The following is a 19,933-nucleotide window of genomic DNA, read 5'->3' as shown; positions in this document are numbered from 1 at the left end:
GGGCTTTCCCTTCGGGCGGCGCGCGCTCAGCACTGGGTCTTCGGGAGCCGGACGACCAGGGAGTCGAGCCCTTCCTCGACGACGAGCCGGCAGCCCAGCCTGCTGGACCCCGCGCGGGGCTCGGCCGTGTAGTCGAGCAGATCGTCCTCGTCCGCCTGCAGTCGCGGCAGCGCACGGCCGGCCGACGACTCCACGAACACATGGCAGGTCCCGCAGACGGTCTTGCCACCGCACTGGCCGACGATGCCTTCCACGCCGTTGTCGACCGCCGCTTCCATCACGGTGGTCCCCACGGAGACGTCCAGCACGGACCGGGTCCCGTCCGAAAGCAGATAGGTGATCACCGCGGCACTCTGCGGCCCGGACGCGTTCTGCGTCATGACTCAAACCACCCCCCGTTTTTAGGTGATCTCTCGCTGACACATGAAAACAGCGGGGCCGAGCGCGGTACAAGAGTGCATGGTGGGACGGGAGTTGAGGCAAGGGTCACATGAGGAAATCGCAAATCGCCGATTGAAACGCACATCTGACGGACAGTCATCAAAATTGGCCGCCGGTGTGCAGGCGGCGGAACCATCGGCTCCAGTGCCAGGACGCTCTCTGATCGGGCATGAGGGCTGTTCCAGCGGGCCGCCGACCCTCACACTCACCGATGTGGGGGACAGCGGACTATGGATCGCGGGGATCACCGGCGCCACGGCAGTAGTCGCGAGCTGGGTCACGAGTCGGGGACACACGCGGGCTGCGCGCATCCAGGCTGAGATATCAGCGGCAGCACAAGCCGAGACACGTCGGCGAGAAGCCCGGCGCGCGTCGTACCTCGCCTTCCTCGAACAGGCTCACCTCATGGGCGTCGAGTATCGCCAGACTCCGCACATCCTGAGCACTGAAGATCACGACGAGCGCCGGGTACGCCTCGAAGAGCACCGAGCACGCCTACGTGAGGCATTCGGCCCGTTCCGTCACTGCTGTCAGGTCGCCGGCGTGGATGCCCGGAGCAGCGCGGCCAGGGCGAATTGTGATCGCGTCTTTGCCGCGTCGAGGGGGGTCTACATGGCGCTGGGCGACATCGCTGAGGGTGTCTCGGATACCTCAGTGTTCTACGTGGCTCTCGATCACTACTGGAACGCCGTGACCGAGCTTGGCGAAGCCATGCGCCTCGAAGAGCCGTAAAGCAACGTTGCAGAGATGCCCCGCCTTCACCATCGACGTCACCTCGATCGGACGACCGTCGGCCCCCAGGTGAGGCGTCAGCCAGCCGTTCGGCGTGCCGTGTTCTCTCGCCACTCCCGGCCGATCGATCGCATCAGGGCCGGGTACACCCCCAGGTACCGGAAAGGTTTGATGCCGAGCATGTACAGGGAACCGAGGCGGCCGTTGGGCTTCACCAGGACCGCCATCTGGCCGCGGTAGCCGCCGTTCCCGTCGGGGACCCAGCCGATGTGCATCACCCCGTGCATGGTCTTGTTGGCGTACTCGGCGGCCCACTCGTCGTGTGTCTGGAAGACCGATGTGAAGGGCGCCGCGCTGAGGTCGGGCCCCCGCGGCCCCTCGCGCAGGTCGTCCGGCAGCCGGTCGCGCAGCGTCGCCACCCTGCCGCCGACGCCCGAGTCCGGCTTGTCCCAGCCGAGCAGCGCGCCGAGCTTCCAGCGCGCGGCGAAGAGGAAACGGCCCACGGGGTTGCCGCCGTCCGGACCGTCCTTGCCCTCCGCCATCTGCCGGACCAGGTGGTGCAGGTCGTCCGGGCCGCCCGGTGTCGGCAGCGCCCACAGATCCTCGAGCCGGAAGTCGCCGGCGATCTCGTGGATCCGCCAGGGGCGTGACGTGTGGTCGGTTGGGGGAAGGCGCAGATCGCTCATGGCAGATCCTTGTCTATACGGTGGCGTATAGATCGAGCATAGACCCATCTATACGGCTCCGTATACTGGGCCGAGACATGTGAGGGGGAGACACGGTATGGGCGCGATCCGCACGCCGCGGGACAAGTGGATCGAGGAGGGGCTGCGGGCGCTCGCCGCCGGCGGCCCCGAGGCTGTCCGGGTCGAAGTCCTCGCCCAGGCCCTCGGCGTCAGCAAGGGCGGCTTCTACGGCTACTTCCGTAACCGCGCCGCCCTGCTGGAGGAGATGCTCGACACCTGGGAGCGCGGGGTCACCGAGGACGTCATCGAGCGGATCGAACGCGACGGGGGCGACGCCCGCGAGCGGCTCGGGCGTCTCTTCGACTTCGTGGGGTCGGGCGAGACGCACGTGACCAGTGCCGGGGTCGAACTCGCGATCCGCGACTGGGCCCGGCGCGACGAAGGCGTCGCGAGTTGCCTCCGCCGGGCCGACAACCGGCGCATGGACTATCTGCGTGAGCTCTACGGGGCCTTCTGTCCCGACGAGGGCGATGTCGAGGCCCGCTGCCTGATCACTTTCTCACTGCGCATCGGCGACCACCTCATCGCAGCCGACAACGGCCCGCGCAGCCGCACGGAGGTCCTCGCCGCGGTCAGGAACCGGCTGTTGGGCTGAGCGGACTTGGTCGAGAAGCACCAGGTCGCAGTGTGTGTGGCTCCGGAGCATCCACCCTGAGACCGAGTGACCGCTCCTGCTGCGGGCGGACGCCCGGGGCGTGCCCCGTTTGGGAAGCTGTCGATCATGACGACCGCTGTCCCGCCGGGCCCCGACGGCCTCCCCTATCACCGCCTGGGCCACCTCACGGGCCGTCACCGCTGGTGGCGGCCCTTGGTCGGCACTCTGCTGTTCTTCGGCGCGTATCTCATAGCCGTCCTCTTGCTCATAGCCGTCACCTACGTATTCGGGGCGCTGGCCGACGCCCCCGAACTTCCCGATGGCGGACCCGACTTCGGTCCGCTCGCCAACACCGCGATGGAGCTGACGTCCATCGCGGTCGCCCTGCCGCTGGTGCTGCTGGCCGTGTTGTGGCCGGGGCGGCGGCCGGTCGGCACCGTGTCGTCGGTCGCCGGACGGCTGCGGTGGCGCTGGCTCGGGTGGTGTCTGCTGGCCGCGGTGGTCCCCGTGGCCGTGCTGACGGGGACCGCCTTCCTCCTGCCCGAGGGCGAGGGCGGCCCGGGGGAGTCCGAGGTGTGGGTGGGCTGGGGGTCGTACCTCACCTCCCTGGGAGTGCTGGCCGTCTTCGTCCCGGTGCAGGCCGCGGCCGAGGAGTACGTCTTCCGGGGCTGGCTGACGCAGGCGGCCGGCGCCTTCGTCCGTACTCCGTGGTTCGCGGTGCTCCCGCAGGCCGCGCTGTTCGCCGCCGCCCACGGCTGGGGCACCACGTGGGGCTTCATCAGCCTGCTGGTCTTCGGTGTGGTGGCGGGCTGGCTGACCATCCGTACCGGTGGCCTGGAGGCAGCCGTCGCGCTGCACGTCCTGAACAACCTGGTGGCCTTCGGCACCCTCGCCGCGGTCGTCGACGGGCTGAACTCCGACGAGACGGCGGCCGACTCGCCCTGGCCACTCGCCCTCGCGGACGTGGCGACGACCCTGCTGTACGCGGCGCTCGTGCTGTGGCTCGCCCGACGCCACCGCCCGCAACGCCTCGCGCCGCCGGCGCCCGAGCCCGCTCCGTACCCGCCGTACGCCCCGTACCCGCCGTACGCCCCGTACCCGCCGTCGGGCATGCCGTACGGGGCCATGCCCGGCCACACCCTCGGCGCCCCGGGCGGTGTCACGCCGCCGGAAGCCCGAACCGCACCTCACGACGATGTCCCGCCTGCGGCAGGGCCGTAGCGCCAAGGCCACGTTGCCGAGGCGGGACCACCTTCCTGTTCTACGGCGCGGGATCGTACGTCACGGTGGTGTCGGGGCAGGACTGCGCGAGCCGGGTGAGCGCCTCGAACTCGACGGCGTCGGCACTGAGGCCCCACCGGAGCTTGGTCCCGACCCACTCCGAGGTGTACCGGCACGTGACACCGGCGGCGGGCGGCAGCCACTCGGCCGGATCCTTGTCGGCCTTGCTGCGGTTGGAGGCCGCGGTGACCGCGACGAGGGAGGTCAGGGCGTCGAGGTCGTTGGCGTACGCCTCACGCCGCTGGGCGGTCCACTGCGATGCCCCGGAATCCCAGGCCTCGGCGAGCGGCACCATGTGGTCGACGTCCAGGGAACCGGCCTCGGTCACCCACCGGGCGTCGTAGTACGACCACCAGCGCCCTCCGGAGAGCCTGCACTCGGCGAGGATCTCGGGCGGGTCGACCGCCTCGGAGATGAGCACCTCCGCGCGCGTGTTGCAGCCGTCGGTGGGGTTCTGGCCCGCGTTCCAGTGCCGGAAGCTCGTGCGCTGGTACCCCTCCCGCACCTCGTCCGCGAGGGGCAGGACACCGACCGCGGTCCCCATCGGGAGCGTGCGCGGCTCGGCGGCCCGGCCGTGCGCCTGGGCCGGAGTGGATGCCAGAAGAACGAGGACAACGAGTACGGCCGCGAGCGCGGCCCGCCTGAGGTTTTTGATCACGCATCGCAGAATCGATCGCGCGTACCTCGTTCGAGGGGCTCGACTCGAACGAATGAGCCATATGGCTGCGCGGGTTCACCGGGCAGGTGTTCTATGGATCGCCCGGTAGGGGGTGTCTGTGCCGGGTGACGGTGGGTTCGGCATGGCCGCGAATGCCTTCCGATGGTCGCGTGCCCACTGCTCGAACGTGCCCGCCGGTCGGCCGAGCACCCGCGGCACGTGGTCGGTGACGTAGGCCGCTCCGCCGGCGCGCGCCCAACCGATGCCGGTGATCACCCCGGCCGGCAACTGGTCGAGCGCGCTCGCGTCGGTGGTCTTGACCGGTCGTTCCAGTACGCGCTCCAGGATCGACGCCTGGTCCGTGAACGTCAGCAGCTCGGGCCCGGTCAGGTCGTACCGCTGTCCATCGTGTGTATCGCCGGTCATGGCGGCAACGGCGACCGCGGCTACGTCCCTCGGGTTTACGATGGCCTGCCGCGAGTCGCCGGCAAGGTTCGGGATCGGCTCTCCGGCCTGGATCAGCGCCCGGTAGCGCAAGAGGTTCGACGCGAAGCTCGGCGGGCGGAGCATCGTCCACACGAGTCCAGTGGCCTCGATCGCCTCCTCGGCGGCGACGTGCCACGCGCCGACGGTCGCTCCGCCGAACCGCTCGCCGCTGCCGAGCGGGGACAGTTTGACGATCTTACGGACGCCTGCCGCCCGCGCGGCCGTCAGCAGGGCGATGTCGTGGTCCGCCGTCGGCACGGGTGGCACGGTCACCAGGAAGACCGTGTCGATGCCGGCCACGGCGTGCGCCAGTGACGCCGGGTCGTCGAAGTCGGCCCGCACTCCGCCAGGTTGTACGCCGCGGGACATCGCCCGGAACGGCACGCCCTGATCGGTGAGCCGACGAACGACGTGGCTGCCGATGGTGCCGGTGGCACCGGTTACAAGAATCATGCTCCGACGATCACACCGCGCTCGGGCCGCGTGATAGGAGAATTCGGCACTATCGTGGACCGCGTGAGCTCTCTCAACGTGCCTCTTACCCTTGGGCGTTGGGTGGCCGGGATCGATGTCGCCACGGCGACGGGTTCGGCGGCGATCGACGAACCCGACCACGCCACCACACTCCTCCTGCGCATCGAAGAGCGTGAGCTGATCGTCATGGGCCCCCGCACCCGGGCCGCCTATCACGTCGGTGCGCCCAGCCACTCGTGCCTGCGGGTTCGCATGCGGCCGGGTCGTGCGCGAGCCCTGCTCGGCCGTCCACTGCGCGATGTCGCCGACCGGGCCCTTCCGCTCGGCGAACTACCGGGCCTGGACGTCGACCAGCTCGCCGCCGATCCGATCGCCGCTCTCGAAAGGGCGTTGGCCGACCGTCCGGAGCCCCCGGCGCGGCTCGAAGAGGCGGCACACCTGCTGGTCAGCACCAGTGTCGCCACGACCGCGGCCCGGTTGCATATCAGCGAGCGCCGCCTGCACACCCTGTTCACCGACGGCACCGGCCTGTCCCCCAAACACTTCGCGCGCATCGCCCGAGTTCGCACCGTGCTCGCGGCGGGCGCCGGTCGATGGTCGGACATCGCCGCGACGGCGGGGTACTACGACCAGTCCCACATGACGGGCGAGTTCCGCCACTTCATGGGCGTCCCACCGGCCGCGTTCACCGCCGGGCGGCGTCCCACCGCGACTCCGTGCACGGTCTGAGTTCCAAGACCGGTAAGGGGACAGCAGCACCGATGTCGTCGCGCAGACCGGCCGTGATCCGTTCGGGCAGCGAGCAGCGGTCGTGGGATTCCGGTTCGGCCTTGGGCCCGGTCATCCGAGCCTGATCTCGTAGCGCAACCGCTGGCGCCGGGCGGGCATCCTCATACGGCCCACCTAAATCCCCCGGTCCTCGCGGTCCGGGGTGAGCCGGGTTAGGCGCAGGACGCGGTCCGCGCTCCTTCGCCTCTGTGAGGAGCTCTTTCGTAATGGCACGGTCGCCGTCGCTGCTGGACGCCGTGACACCGCCCCGTAGTAACAGCGCCCCGTAGTAACAGCCCAATAGCGGCGGGGCACTTCGGTGAGCGACGATCGTACGAGCCCGACAATTGGCCTGCGGTGTGCAGGACGAGTAGGGACGGCCTGAGGCGTGTGTTGTTCCCGGGCCAGCACGGGCTTGGACGCGGACGCTGGAGGCAGGGACGACGGGGGTGCCTGAGCGTTCGGCCTCGGTGATCGCTGGGCCGACAGCGAGCCAGGCGCTGCTCAGGTCGTGCTGTTGAGCAGGAGGCTCGTAGCCGTCGGTAGGCCGTGGTGAGCAGACCGGACAGGTGTCGGCCCGGACGCAGAACCACGTCTCCGACAGCAAGGCCGGGTGCCGGCGGAACTGGTGTGGAAGCAACGCCCGCGACCTATTCAACAGGTCGTACTCACCGGCGCCCACGTCCAGATGCGTTCGTCGCATGTTCGGCGCAGTCTTGTCATGAGGGTCACCCAGTTGCGCCGCGCACAGGGAGACGAAATGAGTGACATGCTGCGTCAGGAGAGCGGAAATTCTGCAACAGCTGCACGGAGAAGGTCCGGCTGCAGGCTTGGATGGTTTTTTCCGATAGCCGGAATTTTGGTGCTGGTGTCAGCCCTTCTGGTCGCCCCTGCCGCTCCAGTCAATGCGCCATCCGCCTCGAGTCGGATCGTGGGCGGCCTGCCCGACCTCACTTCCTACTGCAAGGCCAAAGGATTCCAAGATGCCAACTGGCAGGTTGTTCGAACGGTAGGAGACTGGAAGTGCCTAAGCCCACGTGGCGCCATGCCGATCACTGACGATGAGTCGAGTATTGAGACCCTCACCTGGGATGAGGCGTGCGATCTCTTCTATGGGGTCAGATTTGGTGACATGAGGTCTGTTAATTCTGATCCTGACGACCCGGCGGGGGGTGTGAAATGCAGGACGGCGTAGTCACTTGAATCGCCCGTTCCGGCATCGCGGAGGGCAGTTGCGCCTGTGGATCCGCAGATGCTGACAGCAGGCCGCTAGCTGTGGTTGTGCGCTAGGCGCGTGTGCAAATGGATTAAAGGAGCGTGAGTCCATGTTGAGCTATCGACTTCGCACCCTGCCAGCAGTTGCCGCACTGGCGATTTCAGCTGTGGCCCCCTATTCGGCTGGTGCAATGGCCCGCAACGCTGAGGTCGTTAGTGGTGCCCCTGAGAGCGGATGGTTCAACACAGGGTCCGAAGAGCACAATCTGATCTTCGAGAACTCGAACGTTCGCATCACTTGGGGGCCTGTATATGTAAAACCGTCAGAGTCCGGTGGTGAGCCCTCTTGGGTCTACTACGTGATCCGGTACGAGAATCACAGTAGTCCTGCCGAGGAACTCGACTGCGAGGGCTATGCGCAGCCCGATACGGTGAGGCAGCTCATTGCGCCTACAGAAAATGACCTGGGCGAGCCGTTCGACGCCGCGAAGACTGTCTGTAGTGAAACTGGGGGCGAGTGGAGCGCGACGCTTGACCCGGGTGAGACCATTGAGCAGGGCGCATGGTTCGATGAAGTCCCGTCGAACGGCAGCACAGTTTCCCTGGAACTGGTGGACGAGTACGGGTATCCGGGAGCTTCCGAATATCAGAATCCCTACTGGGAGCCTTATGACGGACCGCCCAGGGAAACTCCAACTGGCCCTTGAGGGGCTCCTGCGGTCAGGCCATGCACATGTATCGGCCGGAAATCGGCGAATGAACCACTCTCACTCCGGCGTGAACTCGTACTGCACCTCGTAGAGATGCCCCGCCTTCACCATCGACGTCACCTCGATCGGCCGCCCGTCTGCCGCGAAGACGACCCGCAGCGTGCACAGGACGGGCAGGCTGCCGGGGAGGCGCAGGGCTTCGAACTGTTCCTGCGTGGGGACGCGGGCCGAGACGCGGTCCACGCACTGGTGGGGTGTGTGCCCGAGTCGCCGTAGGAGCGTGGGTGTTCCGCCCTTGATCCGCTGCCGGGCCGTCAGAGGCGTGTCCCGGGCGACGGCCAACGGGTAGTAGGACTTCAGGAGTTCGGCCGGTTCATCGTCGATCAGGACGAGTTGGCTGCGGAGTACCGCAGTGTCATCGTCGCTGAGGCCGAGGGCGGAGCGGATGTCCGCGGGTGGGTTCGTCTCCGTCACGTCGAGGAGGGAGATGCGGGCGTCCGTGCCGTGCTTGGCCGCCTCGGTGAGCCAGGGGAAGGGCTCACCCGGCGCCGCCGGTGCCAGGGAGGTGGCAGGTCGGATCGTGCGCTGGCGGTGTTCGCGAACCGTCACCGCCGCGCCCGCGCGTCCGACCACCAAGCGCTCGTCCTTGAGGAGTTGGAGTGCTTTCTGGACCGTGGCGTTCGAGGCGTCGAAGCGGGTTCTGAGCTGCGCGGTGGAGGGCAGGTTGGCGCCTGGCGGCAGTTCGCCGGTCATGATGTCGTCGCGCAGGTCCGCCGCGATCCGTTCGTGCAGCGAGCGGCGGTCGTGGGCTTCCGGTTCGGCCTTGGGCACGGTCATCCGATCCTGATCTCATAGCGCAACTGCTGGCGCTGGGCGGGCATCACCATGCGGTCAACCTGGATCGGCCGGTCGTCGCGGTCCAGGGTGAGCCTGGTGAGGCGCAGGACCGGCTCCGTCGGCGCGAGCCGCAGGTTCTGTTGCTCTTCTCCCTCGGCCAGGCCGGCCGTCACGTCCTCCCTGACCAGCGCGCCGACATGCCCCAGCTCGGCGAGCAGCGTGACAGCTCCGCCGCGGATCTTGGCCGTTCCGGCGAGCGGGGTGCCCCGGGCGATGGCGACCGGGTAGTAAGTGTCGGTCAGTTCGTTCGGCTCGTCGTCGAGGAGAATCAGGCGGCGCCGTACGACGACGGGTTCACCGTCGGCGATGCCGAGCAGGGTCGCGACCTCGGCGGGGGCGGGCACCTCTCCGGCATGGACGATGCGCTGGGATCCTCGTCGTCCCCGGGTGGCCGCGTCCGCGCTCCACGCGTCGCCCTCCCCCTGCTTGCGCGGGGTCAGGTACGGCATCGAAGTGCTGACCCATGCGCTCACGTCCACGATGTCCTCCCGCGATTGACGCCTGCAGTGACCTTGCCGCTTTACACGGTAAGCGACTTGGTGGCCAAGGGGCTTCGGCGGTCGTCTGCTAACGTCCCCGCGCGGCATGCTTGCTGCTTTTTGTGAATAGCAGTAAGGTCTGCGCTGTTGGGCAATTCCGGCCGTCCGCCGAACCCGATCGGAACCGATGCCATGACCGACCTGCTTCGCCGTCTCGTCGCCTGGGTGGGCCCTTTGTGCAAGCCCCGCAGGGCGTGCCCTCGTGCGTTACGCGACCTCCGCCCCGCGACTGGCGCTTCGCTTCTGGCTTGCCGTCCTCTGCCCGCTCTTCGCAGCCCCTACGGTGTGGACACCTTCATCGACGGCGCCTCCACCAAGGCGGTACGCCCCTATCTCGTCGCTCACGAGCACATGGAGGCCGCCGGATGAGTGGACGTCCTCACCGCACGCTTCGGCTCCTGCCTTGGACGAGTCCCGAGGACAAGCCGTGCTTTCTCATCACTGACGAAGGCGGCGGACGCGTCTCCCGCCTGGCCGACATCAGGGAAGCAACCCAACTCGACATGGGCGCTCAACTTCTCGCCCACGCCGAGGACCTGCTCCCCAACGCCACCGACACACAACTCCGCTTTCTCGCCGAGCGCCTGACCGAGGCCCTGCGTGACATCCTCCGCGTCGCCGAGAGCCGGGGGTGGACGTCCGGTGACGGGGCTCCGGAGCGGTCCTTCCCGTGAGGCCCGCCGCGGCCGAGCAGCCGTCCGCGTCACCCGAGTGCACCCTGGCCTCCCGCCCCGGCTACCAGTACCTGCACGCCGACTGCCGCCAGACCAGCGACCTGCCCCTGCCCTTCGCCTTCGGCATCCTGCTCCAGCGCCGGTGTGGATGTCGGTGCCACGGGGCCCAGCCGTAGAACACAACGGCGCCCCCTGCCCGAAACTCGGACAGGGGGCGTCGGAGACAGCCGCAAACGATCGCCTACTTCACCGGCTCCGGCTCCGGCGCGCTCGTAGAGTCCGACGTGCCCGCCGGCGGCTCGCCGCCGTTCTCGTCATCGTCGTCACCGTCGGAGTCCTCCGCGGGGACCGGTGTCTTGACGGAGTCCAGCAGGAGCTGGGCCACGTCGACCACGGTGATCGACTCCTTGGCCTTGCCGTCGTTCTTCTTGCCGTTCACGGAGTCCGTGAGCATGACGAGGCAGAACGGGCAGGCCGTGGAGACGATGTCGGGGTTCAGCGACAGCGCCTCGTCGACGCGTTCGTTGTTGATGCGCTTGCCGATACGCTCTTCCATCCACATCCGGGCACCACCGGCACCGCAGCAGAAGCCGCGCTCCCTGTGCCGGTGCATCTCCTCGTTGCGGATGCCCGGGACGCTGGCGATGATCTCGCGCGGGGGCGTGTAGATCTTGTTGTGGCGGCCCAGGTAGCACGGGTCGTGGTACGTGATGATGCCCTCGACCGGCGTGACCGGGATCAGCTTGCCCTCGTCGACGAGGTGCTGGAGCAGCTGAGTGTGGTGGATGACCTCGTAGTCGCCGCCGAGCTGCGGGTACTCGTTGCCGAGCGTGTTGAGGCAGTGCGGGCAGGTCGCGACGATCTTCTTCGAAGACTTCGGCTTCGCCGACTCCGGCGTGACCTTGCCGTCGTCGTCCATTTCCTCGCCGAACGCCATGTTCAGCGCCATGACGTTCTCCATGCCGAGTTCCTGGAACAGCGGCTCGTTGCCCAGACGGCGGGCGGAGTCACCCGTGCACTTCTCGTCGCCGCCCATGATGGCGAACTTGACGCCCGCGATGTTCAGCAGCTCCGCGAAGGCCTTCGTCGTCTTCTTGGCGCGGTCCTCGAGGGCGCCCGCGCAGCCGACCCAGTACAGGTACTCGACCTCGGACAGGTCCTCGATGTCCTTGCCGACGACCGGGACCTCGAAGTCGAGCTCCTTCAGCCACTCCAGGCGCTGCTTCTTCGCCAGGCCCCAGGGGTTGCCCTTCTTCTCCAGGTTCTTGAGCATCGTGCCCGCCTCGGACGGGAAGGACGACTCGATCATCACCTGGTAGCGGCGCATGTCGACGATGTGGTCGACGTGCTCGATGTCCACCGGGCACTGCTCGACACAGGCACCGCAGGTGGTGCAGGACCACAGGACGTCCGGGTCGATGACGCCGTTCTCCTCGGCGGTGCCGATCAACGGGCGCTCGGCCTCCGCCAGAGCGGCCGCGGGCACACCGGCCAGCTGCTCCTCGGACGCCTTCTCCTCGCCCTCCATCGTCTTGCCGCCGCCGGCCAGCAGGTACGGCGCCTTGGCGTGCGCGTGGTCCCGCAGGGACATGATCAGCAGCTTGGGGGAGAGGGGCTTGCCCGTGTTCCAGGCGGGGCACTGCGACTGGCAGCGACCGCACTCGGTGCAGGTGGAGAAGTCCAGCAGGCCCTTCCAGGAGTACTGCTCGACCTGGGAGACGCCGAAGACGTCGTCGTCGCCCGGGTCGGTGAAGTCGATCGGCTTGCCGCCGGACGTCATCGGCTGCAGGGCGCCGAGGGCCGTACCGCCCGACGCCTCGCGCTTGAACCAGATGTTCGGGAAGGCGAGGAAGCGGTGCCAGGCCACACCCATGTTGGTGTTGAGCGACACCACGATCATCCAGATGAACGAGGTGCTGATCTTGATCATCGCGACGAAGTAGACGAGGTTCTGCAGCGCCGAGACGCTCAGCCCCTTGAAGGCCAGGACCAGCGGATACGACGCGAAGTACGACGCCTCGTAGTGGTCCACGTGGTGGAGCGCGCCCTCCAGGCCTCGCAGCACGTAGATCGCCAGTCCGATGGTCAGGATCACGTACTCGACGAAGTACGCCTGACCGGCCTTGGAGCCGGCGAAGCGGGACTTGCGGCCGGGCCGGCTCGGCAGGTTCAGCAGGCGGATGGCGATGAGCACCGCGATGCCCAGGACCGTCATCACACCGATGAACTCGATGTACAGCTCGAACGGCAGGAACTCACCGATGACCGGCAGCACCCAGTCGGCCTTGAACAGCTGGCCGAAGGCTTGGGCGAGGGTCGGCGGGAGGGTCAGGAAGCCGACGGCGACGAACCAGTGGGCGACACCGACGATGCCCCACCGGTTCATGCGCGTGTGCCCGAGAAACTCCTTCACCAGGGTCACGCTGCGCTGGTAGGGGTTGTCGGTCCTGGTACCCGCGGGGACCGGCTGGCCCAGCTTGAAGTACCGGACGAACTGGCCGATCGCGCGTGCGAGCAGCGCGACGCCGACCACGGTCAGAACCAGCGACACGATGATCGCGGCGAGTTGCATGGGGGCTCCTCGGGCCTGCGAGGGGTTTCTGTCGGGACCCTCTCCGTTTCAGAGGGTTCCCGAAATTACTAAGCGGTAACTTATGCAGTCCGTCTGAGACTACCCCTATCCTCCGCCGCACTGTAGCCGGGTGGGGGGTGATCTGAATCGCTGAGGGTTGCCTCAGAACTCGCACACATGTAGTCGAGATCAAGTCGGGATCCGGTCGTGTTATTCGTACCGAATTGTCATAGTGACGCCTAACTTATATCCGTGCTCTACGGGATCGCTGCCGCCGCCATCGCCCTTCTGCTCACCGCCCTGCTCGCTGCCCTCCTCCGGGCGCCCGCCCGGTGGTCGCGGCTGCTGGATAGGCGGCGGCAGCGGGAGGTGCCGCTGTCCGGTGGTGTGGCCGTCGTGGTGGTCACCGGTGCGGTGGTGTGCGCCTACGGCTGGGTGGAGGGCGTGCCGACCGGGGGCGAGGTGCGCGAACTGCTCGTCGCCGGGGGCGTGGTGGCCCTGCTCGGGCTGGTCGACGACGTGTGGCGGCTGCGGCGGCGGGTGCTCTTCGCCGGTACGGCCGCGGCGGCCGCGTGCGTCGTGCCGTACGGGGAGACGGGGGTGGGGACCGGGCTGCTGGCCGTGGTGTGGGTCGCGGGGATGGCCCTCGGGTTCCGGGGGCTCGATCACGCCGACGGGCTCGCCGGGACCGTGGGGGTCGTGACGGCCTTCGGGGTGGGGGTCTGCGCGGCGGTCGAGGTGATGGACGGGATCGCCGTGCTGATGAGCGTGCTGGCCGCCGCGCTGACCGGGTTCCTCATGCACAACTGGCATCCGGCCCGGGTCGGGCTCGGGGCGTGCGGGGCCATGCCCGCGGGGTTCGTGATCGCCCTGGGGGCCGTGTACGCGCGGGCCGGGTCCGGGATCGGGGAGAGCGCGGGGGTGCTGTTCGCGCTGACCGCCCTGGTGTGCGCCGACGCCGGGCTGGTGCTGCTGTCGCGGCGGATGGCCGGGCGGCCCGTCCTCCGCAGCGGCCCCGATCATCTCGCGCACCGGCTGCGGCGGCTCGGGCTGACCGCGCCGGGGGCGAGTCTGCTGCTGGGCGCCGGGGCGTTGTCCGGGGTGGCCGTCGGGGTACTCGCGCACGCCGGGCGGGTCGGCGGCGACGCGCTCTGGTGGGTGGCGGGCTCGGCGCTCGTCGTCGTCCTCGCTGTGTCACGCGTCTCGGTGTACGCCTCCCGAGGCCCCCGGGCTCCTCGGCGCGAGATGTCGCCGCAGGTCAGGGCACCGTTGCGTGTAAGGAACGGATAAGACTTGAGTCCGGTCGACTCAGCTCTGTTGACCGGTTGGGGGCCGTCGTGCACACTTGAGTCCGTTCCACTCAAGTCAGCTGGAGGAATCAACCATGGCACGTGCGGTCGGCATCGACCTGGGCACGACTAACTCCGTCGTCAGCGTTCTGGAGGGCGGCGAGCCCACCGTCATCACCAACGCCGAGGGCGCCAGGACCACGCCGTCCGTCGTCGCCTTCGCCAAGAACGGTGAAGTGCTCGTCGGAGAGGTGGCCAAGCGCCAGGCGGTCACGAACGTGGACCGGACCATCCGCTCCGTCAAGCGGCACATGGGCACGGACTGGAAGATCGAGCTCGACGGGAAGCCCTTCAACCCGCAGCAGATCAGCGCCTTCGTGCTCCAGAAGCTGAAGCGGGACGCCGAGTCCTACCTGGGCGAGAAGGTGACCGACGCGGTCATCACCGTCCCGGCGTACTTCAACGACTCCGAGCGCCAGGCCACGAAGGAGGCCGGCGAGATCGCGGGCCTCAACGTCCTGCGCATCGTCAACGAGCCCACCGCGGCCGCCCTGGCGTACGGCCTCGACAAGGACGACCAGACCATCCTGGTCTTCGACCTCGGTGGCGGTACGTTCGACGTCTCGCTGCTGGAGATCGGCGACGGCGTCGTCGAGGTGAAGGCCACCAACGGTGACAACCACCTCGGTGGTGACGACTGGGACCAGCGCATCGTCGACTACCTGGTCCAGCAGTTCCAGTCCGGCCACGGCGTGGACCTGGGCAAGGACAAGATGGCCCTGCAGCGTCTGCGCGAGGCCGCCGAGAAGGCGAAGATCGAGCTGTCCTCGTCCACCGAGACCTCGATCAACCTGCCCTACATCACCGCCTCCGCCGAGGGCCCCCTGCACCTCGACGAGAAGCTCACCCGCGCCCAGTTCCAGCAGCTGACCGCGGACCTGCTGGAGCGCTGCAAGACGCCGTTCCACAACGTCATCAAGGACGCCGGGATCAACCTCTCCGAGATCGACCACGTCGTTCTCGTCGGTGGTTCCACGCGTATGCCCGCCGTCGCCGAGCTGGTCAAGGACCTGACCGGCGGCAAGGACGCCAACAAGGGCGTCAACCCGGACGAGGTCGTCGCCATCGGCGCCGCCCTGCAGGCCGGTGTCCTCAAGGGCGAGGTCAAGGACGTCCTGCTCCTCGACGTCACCCCGCTGTCCCTCGGTATCGAGACCAAGGGCGGCATCATGACCAAGCTCATCGAGCGGAACACGACGATCCCGACCAAGCGGTCCGAGATCTTCACCACCGCCGAGGACAACCAGCCCTCCGTGCAGATCCAGGTCTACCAGGGCGAGCGCGAGATCGCGGCGTACAACAAGAAGCTCGGGATGTTCGAGCTGACCGGTCTGCCCCCGGCGCCCCGCGGCGTCCCGCAGATCGAGGTGTCCTTCGACATCGACGCCAACGGCATCATGCACGTCACGGCGAAGGACCTCGGCACCGGCAAGGAGCAGAAGATGACCGTCACCGGCGGCTCCTCGCTGCCGAAGGACGAGGTCGACCGCATGCGCCAGGAGGCCGAGCAGTACGCGGAGGAGGACCACAAGCGCCGCGAGGCCGCCGAGTCCCGCAACCAGGGCGAGCAGCTCGTCTACCAGACCGAGAAGTTCCTCAAGGACAACGAGGACAAGGTCCCGGGCGAGATCAAGACCGAGGTCGAAGAGGCCGTCAACGAGCTGAAGGAAAAGCTCAAGGGCGAGGACTCGGCCGAGATCCGCACCGCGACGGAGAAGGTCGCGGCCGTCTCGCAGAAGCTCGGCCAGGCCATGTACGCCGACGCGAACGCCGCGCAGGCCGACGGCGCCGCCGGAGCCGGCGCGGGTGCCGGTGCCGGTGACGCCAAGGCCGACGACGACGTCGTCGACGCCGAGATCGTCGACGAGGACCGGAAGGACGGTGCCGCGTGACGGAGGAGACCCCGGGCTTCGACGAGCAGCAGCCCGACGTCCCTTCCGGCGCCACCTCCGATGACGCCGAGCCGAAGGCCGCCTCCGAGGAGGGGGCGGCCCCGGCCGGGGACACGGGACAGGACGTGGCCCTGGTGGCCCAGCTGGACCAGGCCCGCACGGCGCTCAACGAGCGCACGGGCGACCTCCAGCGCCTCCAGGCCGAGTTCCAGAACTACCGCCGCCGGGTCGAGCGCGACCGGATCGCGGTCAAGGAGATCGCCATCGCGAACCTCCTGACCGAGCTCCTGCCCGTGCTCGACGACATCGGCCGCGCCCGCGAACACGGCGAACTGGTCGGCGGCTTCAAGTCCGTCGCCGAGTCGCTGGAGAGCACCGCGGCGAAGATGGGCCTGCAGCAGTTCGGCAAGGAGGGCGAGCCCTTCGACCCGACGATCCACGAAGCCCTGATGCACAGCTACGCACCGGACGTCACCGAGACGACGTGCGTGGCGATTCTGCAGCCCGGGTACCGGATCGGCGAGCGCACCATCCGCCCCGCGCGGGTGGCGGTGGCCGAACCCCAGCCGGGGGCACAGACGGTCAAGGCGGACGAGTCCGCCGACGCCGACGACAAGGAGAGCGGTGGCCCGGACGAGGGCTGACGGCATAACGGACGACAGGAAGGAGGGGCGTCGAGGATGAGCACCAAGGACTTCATCGAGAAGGACTACTACAAGGTCCTCGGCGTCCCCAAGGACGCCACCGAGGCCGAGATCAAGAAGGCGTACCGGAAGCTCGCCCGCGAGAACCACCCGGACGCCAACAAGGGAAACGTCAAGGCGGAGGAGCGCTTCAAGGAGATCTCCGAGGCCAACGACATTCTCGGCGACCCCAAGAAGCGCAAGGAGTACGACGAGGCACGCGCCCTCTTCGGCAACGGCGGCTTCCGTCCGGGGCCCGGCGGGAGCGGCGGTTCCTTCAACTTCGACCTGGGCGACCTCTTCGGAGGCGGCGCCCAGGGCCAGGGGCAGGGAGCCGGCGGCTTCGGCGGCGGGATCGGTGACGTCTTCGGGGGCCTGTTCAACCGCGGCGGTACGGGCGCGGGGACGCGCACGCACCCGCGGCGCGGCCAGGACATCGAGTCCGAGGTCACGCTCAGCTTCATCGAGGCGATCGAGGGCGCGACGGTCCCGTTGCGGATGTCCTCGCAGTCACCCTGCAAGGCCTGTTCGGGCACCGGCGACAAGAACGGCACGCCGCGTGTGTGTCCGACCTGCGTCGGCACCGGGCAGGTCGCCCGGGGCAGCGGCGGTGGGTTCTCCCTCACCGACCCCTGCCCGGACTGCAAGGGCCGCGGCCTGATCGCGGAGCACGCCTGCGAGGTCTGCAAGGGCAGCGGCCGGGCCAAGTCCTCGCGGACCATGCAGGTGCGCATCCCGGCCGGCGTCAGCGACGGCCAGCGGATCCGGCTGCGTGGCAAGGGCGCGCCCGGTGAGCGGGGCGGCCCGGCGGGCGACCTGTACGTGGTCGTGCACGTCGACTCCCACCCGGTGTTCGGCCGCAAGGACGACAACCTCACGGTCACCGTCCCGGTGACCTTCGCCGAGGCGGCCCTCGGCGGCGAGGTCCGGGTGCCGACGCTGGGCGGCCCGCCCGTCACGCTGAAGCTGCCGCCGGGTACGCCGGGCGGCCGCACCATGCGCGCCCGGGGCAAGGGCGCGGTCCGCAAGGACGGCACCCGCGGGGACCTTCTGGTCACCGTCGAAGTGAGTGTTCCGACGGACCTGACGGGGAAGGCTCGTGACGCACTCGAGGCGTATCGCGAGGCGACCGCGGGTGAGGATCCGCGGGCGGATCTGTTCCAGGCCGCGAAGGGAGCATGAGTCAGATGGACGGTCGTCGGCGCAATCCGTATGAACTGACCGAGGAAACCCCGGTCTACGTCATCTCGGTGGCGGCCCAGCTGTCCGGCCTGCACCCGCAGACCCTGCGCCAGTACGACCGCCTGGGTCTGGTGTCCCCGGACCGCACCGCGGGACGGGGCCGGCGCTATTCGGCCCGCGACATCCAACTGCTGCGCACCGTCCAGCAGTTGTCGCAGGACGAGGGCATCAACCTGGCCGGCATCAAGCGCATCATCGAACTGGAGAACCAGGTCGCCGCGCTCCAGGCCCGGGCGGCCGAGCTGCAGAACGCGCTCGACGGCGCGGCGGCGGCGATGCGCCAGCGCGAGGCGGCGGTGCACGCGTCGTACCGCCGCGACCTGGTGCCGTACCAGGAGGTCCAGCAGAGCAGCGCGCTGGTGGTGTGGCGGCCGAAGCGGCAGCAGCAGTCGGACTGACTGCCTGTCCACAGTCTGTGGAAGGGGCCGGGAGGCAACTCCCGGCCCCTTTCGCATACCTTGACCCGATTTCGCAGGGTCTCCTGTCGATGATTGATCAGTGCAGAGCACTTGGAGGCGATTCCGCACCGTCTTCACAACCACTGCGGAGCGTGGTGTTGTCATCTCGTTAAGTGGTTCCGCTTGACGCTGGGGGCCGCGTCCGCGTTGGCTTTTCAGTCACATGGGCCACAAAGCTGTGCCCACGTCCGAATCACACGCGAAGTGAGCTCCCGACATGCGTCGTCGTATCTCCATATCCGTGGCCGCGGCCGCGATGTCCGTCACGCTCGCCGGCTGCGGCGCGCTCAACGCGACGGGGAGCAGTGACGACGCGAGCCCGGCCAAGGGCAACGACATCACCGTGGGCCTGCTGCTCCCGGAGAAGGCGAACACCCGGTACGAGAACTTCGACTACCCGATCATCAAGACGAAGGTCGAGTCCCTCACCAACAACAAGGGCCGCGTCGAGTACGCCAACGCCGAGGCGGACGCCGACACGCAGGCGGGCCAGCTGCAGAAGATGATCGACGACCGGGTCGACGTGATCCTGCTGGACGCGGTCGACTCGCAGGCCATCGCGAGCGGCGTCACGAAGGCCAAGGAGGCGGGCATCCCCGTCATCGCCTACGACCGGCTGGCCGAGGGCCCGATCGAGGCGTACATCTCCTTCGACAACGAGCTGGTCGGCGAGGTCCAGGGGCGGACCCTGCTGGAGGCCATCGGCGAGGACGCGAGCCTCTCCGACAAGATCGTCATGATGAATGGCTCGTCGACCGACCCGAACGCCAAGCAGTTCAAGGCGGGTGCGATGTCCGAGCTGAACGGCAAGGTGACGATCGCGCAGTCCTACGACACGAAGGACTGGAAGCCGGAGAACGCCGAGGCCAACATGGCCGAGGCGATCCAGGCGATCGGCAAGGACGACATCGCCGCCGTCTACTCCGCCAACGACGGCATGGCCGGCGGCATCGTCAAGGCGCTGGAGGCCGCGGGCGTGACCGACCTGCCGCCGATCACCGGGCAGGACGCGGAGCTCCAGGCGGTGCAGCGGATCATCGCGGGCGATCAGTACATGAGCGTGTACAAGTCCTACCCGCAGGAGGCGGAGAACGCCGCGGAGATGGCCGTGGCCAAGGTCCAGGGCCGGGACATCCAGTTCGCCGCCCTCACCCGCGACAAGGTCGACAGCCCCACCCACAAGGCCATCCCGGCCCAGCTGGTGCCCGTGGTCGCGCTGACCAAGGGCAACATCAAGGACACGGTGGTCGCGGACGACATCTACAAGCTGTCGGACATCTGCACGAGCAAGTACGAGGCGGCCTGCCAGGCCATCGGTCTGAAGTGACCATGCGACGGGCCGCTTCCGGTGCGGCCCGCTTCACTCGGTCCTGTCCGGCCCGGCGGGATTCGGTCACCGTTCCTATTCAGTGAGCAGGAGTGAGTGTTGTACCCATTCCTGGTCGCTGCGGACATCCCGAACGGTTTTGGATGTCCTGGTCGCCCGCGTTCTCGCCGCGTCCGGCGGCACGGATCGTGTCC

Annotated in this window: 20 protein-coding genes; 13 read left to right on the top strand and 7 right to left on the bottom strand. The window is 68.4% G+C overall.

Going from position 1 to position 19,933, the window contains the following annotated elements:
- Positions 1–26: 26 nt before the first annotated feature.
- Entirely contained in the window at positions 27–380 is a 354-nt protein-coding gene (locus ACWIF2_RS21335; protein WP_454362193.1) for a 2Fe-2S iron-sulfur cluster-binding protein, read from the bottom strand.
- Between the two features lie 466 nt (positions 381–846).
- Between ACWIF2_RS21335 and ACWIF2_RS21330 the strand changes: the two genes are divergently transcribed.
- Positions 847–1,173, top strand: a complete 327-nt coding sequence (locus ACWIF2_RS21330) for a hypothetical protein (protein WP_454362191.1) — start codon at positions 847–849, stop codon at positions 1,171–1,173.
- 77 nt (positions 1,174–1,250) lie between these two features.
- Here the strand turns inward: ACWIF2_RS21330 and ACWIF2_RS21325 are convergent, their stop codons facing one another.
- Complete coding sequence (locus ACWIF2_RS21325) at positions 1,251–1,859, bottom strand: DUF2867 domain-containing protein (protein WP_454362190.1); 609 nt, start codon at positions 1,857–1,859, stop codon at positions 1,251–1,253.
- A gap of 97 nt (positions 1,860–1,956) precedes the next feature.
- Here ACWIF2_RS21325 and ACWIF2_RS21320 point away from each other — a divergent pair, with 97 nt between their 5' ends.
- On the top strand, positions 1,957–2,514 hold the full coding sequence (locus ACWIF2_RS21320; protein ID WP_454362188.1) for a TetR/AcrR family transcriptional regulator: 558 nt from the start codon (positions 1,957–1,959) through the stop codon (positions 2,512–2,514).
- Between the two features lie 126 nt (positions 2,515–2,640).
- Complete coding sequence (locus ACWIF2_RS21315) at positions 2,641–3,735, top strand: CPBP family intramembrane glutamic endopeptidase (RefSeq protein WP_454362186.1); 1,095 nt, start codon at positions 2,641–2,643, stop codon at positions 3,733–3,735.
- A 40-nt stretch (positions 3,736–3,775) separates the two neighbouring features.
- Here ACWIF2_RS21315 and ACWIF2_RS21310 read toward each other — a convergent pair whose 3' ends face one another.
- Positions 3,776–4,453 carry an HNH endonuclease family protein gene (locus ACWIF2_RS21310; RefSeq protein WP_454362185.1) on the bottom strand — a complete coding sequence of 226 codons (678 nt, stop codon included), beginning with the start codon at positions 4,451–4,453 and terminating at the stop codon, positions 3,776–3,778.
- 75 nt (positions 4,454–4,528) lie between these two features.
- Positions 4,529–5,392, bottom strand: a complete 864-nt coding sequence (locus ACWIF2_RS21305) for an NAD(P)H-binding protein (RefSeq protein WP_454362184.1) — start codon at positions 5,390–5,392, stop codon at positions 4,529–4,531.
- Between the two features lie 102 nt (positions 5,393–5,494).
- On the opposite strand from ACWIF2_RS21305, the gene ACWIF2_RS21300 reads away from it, so the two are divergent.
- Together ACWIF2_RS21300 and ACWIF2_RS21295 are read left to right on the top strand one after the other, a co-directional pair.
- Positions 5,495–6,142 carry a helix-turn-helix domain-containing protein gene (locus ACWIF2_RS21300; RefSeq protein WP_454362183.1) on the top strand — a complete coding sequence of 216 codons (648 nt, stop codon included), beginning with the start codon at positions 5,495–5,497 and terminating at the stop codon, positions 6,140–6,142.
- A 1,364-nt stretch (positions 6,143–7,506) separates the two neighbouring features.
- Positions 7,507–8,103, top strand: a complete 597-nt coding sequence (locus tag ACWIF2_RS21295; RefSeq protein WP_454362182.1) for a hypothetical protein — start codon at positions 7,507–7,509, stop codon at positions 8,101–8,103.
- Between the two features lie 60 nt (positions 8,104–8,163).
- Here ACWIF2_RS21295 and ACWIF2_RS21290 read toward each other — a convergent pair whose 3' ends face one another.
- A complete protein-coding gene (locus tag ACWIF2_RS21290) occupies positions 8,164–8,943 on the bottom strand; it encodes a GntR family transcriptional regulator (protein ID WP_454362180.1) in 780 nt (259 codons plus the stop codon).
- Positions 8,940–9,482: a GntR family transcriptional regulator gene (locus tag ACWIF2_RS21285; RefSeq protein WP_454362179.1), complete on the bottom strand. Its 543-nt coding sequence runs from the start codon at positions 9,480–9,482 to the stop codon at positions 8,940–8,942. The genes ACWIF2_RS21290 and ACWIF2_RS21285 overlap by 4 nt, the downstream gene beginning before the upstream one ends.
- Before the next feature lie 563 nt (positions 9,483–10,045).
- On the opposite strand from ACWIF2_RS21285, the gene ACWIF2_RS21280 reads away from it, so the two are divergent.
- Together ACWIF2_RS21280 and ACWIF2_RS21275 are read left to right on the top strand one after the other, a co-directional pair.
- Positions 10,046–10,216 carry a hypothetical protein gene (locus ACWIF2_RS21280; RefSeq protein ID WP_454362177.1) on the top strand — a complete coding sequence of 57 codons (171 nt, stop codon included), beginning with the start codon at positions 10,046–10,048 and terminating at the stop codon, positions 10,214–10,216.
- Complete coding sequence (locus ACWIF2_RS21275; protein ID WP_454362175.1) at positions 10,213–10,392, top strand: hypothetical protein; 180 nt, start codon at positions 10,213–10,215, stop codon at positions 10,390–10,392. The genes ACWIF2_RS21280 and ACWIF2_RS21275 overlap by 4 nt, the downstream gene beginning before the upstream one ends.
- 65 nt (positions 10,393–10,457) lie before the next feature.
- Here the strand turns inward: ACWIF2_RS21275 and ACWIF2_RS21270 are convergent, their stop codons facing one another.
- On the bottom strand, positions 10,458–12,788 hold the full coding sequence (locus ACWIF2_RS21270; protein ID WP_454362174.1) for a (Fe-S)-binding protein: 2,331 nt from the start codon (positions 12,786–12,788) through the stop codon (positions 10,458–10,460).
- 252 nt (positions 12,789–13,040) lie between these two features.
- On the opposite strand from ACWIF2_RS21270, the gene ACWIF2_RS21265 reads away from it, so the two are divergent.
- The 6 genes from ACWIF2_RS21265 to ACWIF2_RS21240 all read left to right on the top strand — a co-directional run bounded on the left by ACWIF2_RS21265 (position 13,041) and on the right by ACWIF2_RS21240 (position 19,739).
- On the top strand, positions 13,041–14,078 hold the full coding sequence (locus tag ACWIF2_RS21265; RefSeq protein ID WP_454362172.1) for an MraY family glycosyltransferase: 1,038 nt from the start codon (positions 13,041–13,043) through the stop codon (positions 14,076–14,078).
- Between the two features lie 94 nt (positions 14,079–14,172).
- Positions 14,173–16,029, top strand: a complete 1,857-nt coding sequence (gene dnaK, locus ACWIF2_RS21260) for a molecular chaperone DnaK (protein ID WP_215120037.1) — start codon at positions 14,173–14,175, stop codon at positions 16,027–16,029.
- Complete coding sequence (gene grpE, locus ACWIF2_RS21255) at positions 16,026–16,673, top strand: nucleotide exchange factor GrpE (RefSeq protein ID WP_454362170.1); 648 nt, start codon at positions 16,026–16,028, stop codon at positions 16,671–16,673. Before dnaK ends, grpE begins: the two co-directional genes overlap by 4 nt.
- 36 nt (positions 16,674–16,709) lie before the next feature.
- On the top strand, positions 16,710–17,894 hold the full coding sequence (dnaJ, locus tag ACWIF2_RS21250) for a molecular chaperone DnaJ (protein WP_454362168.1): 1,185 nt from the start codon (positions 16,710–16,712) through the stop codon (positions 17,892–17,894).
- Between the two features lie 5 nt (positions 17,895–17,899).
- Positions 17,900–18,352 carry a heat shock protein transcriptional repressor HspR gene (locus ACWIF2_RS21245; RefSeq protein WP_454362236.1) on the top strand — a complete coding sequence of 151 codons (453 nt, stop codon included), beginning with the start codon at positions 17,900–17,902 and terminating at the stop codon, positions 18,350–18,352.
- A gap of 277 nt (positions 18,353–18,629) precedes the next feature.
- The gene (locus tag ACWIF2_RS21240) at positions 18,630–19,739 is read left to right on the top strand and encodes a substrate-binding domain-containing protein (protein WP_454362166.1); all 1,110 of its coding nucleotides are present in this window, start codon (positions 18,630–18,632) and stop codon (positions 19,737–19,739) included.
- Positions 19,740–19,933: the final 194 nt, after the last annotated feature.

This window comes from Streptomyces sp. NPDC055506, from assembly GCF_053643595.1.
This window is presented reverse-complemented; position numbering and strand designations above follow the sequence as displayed.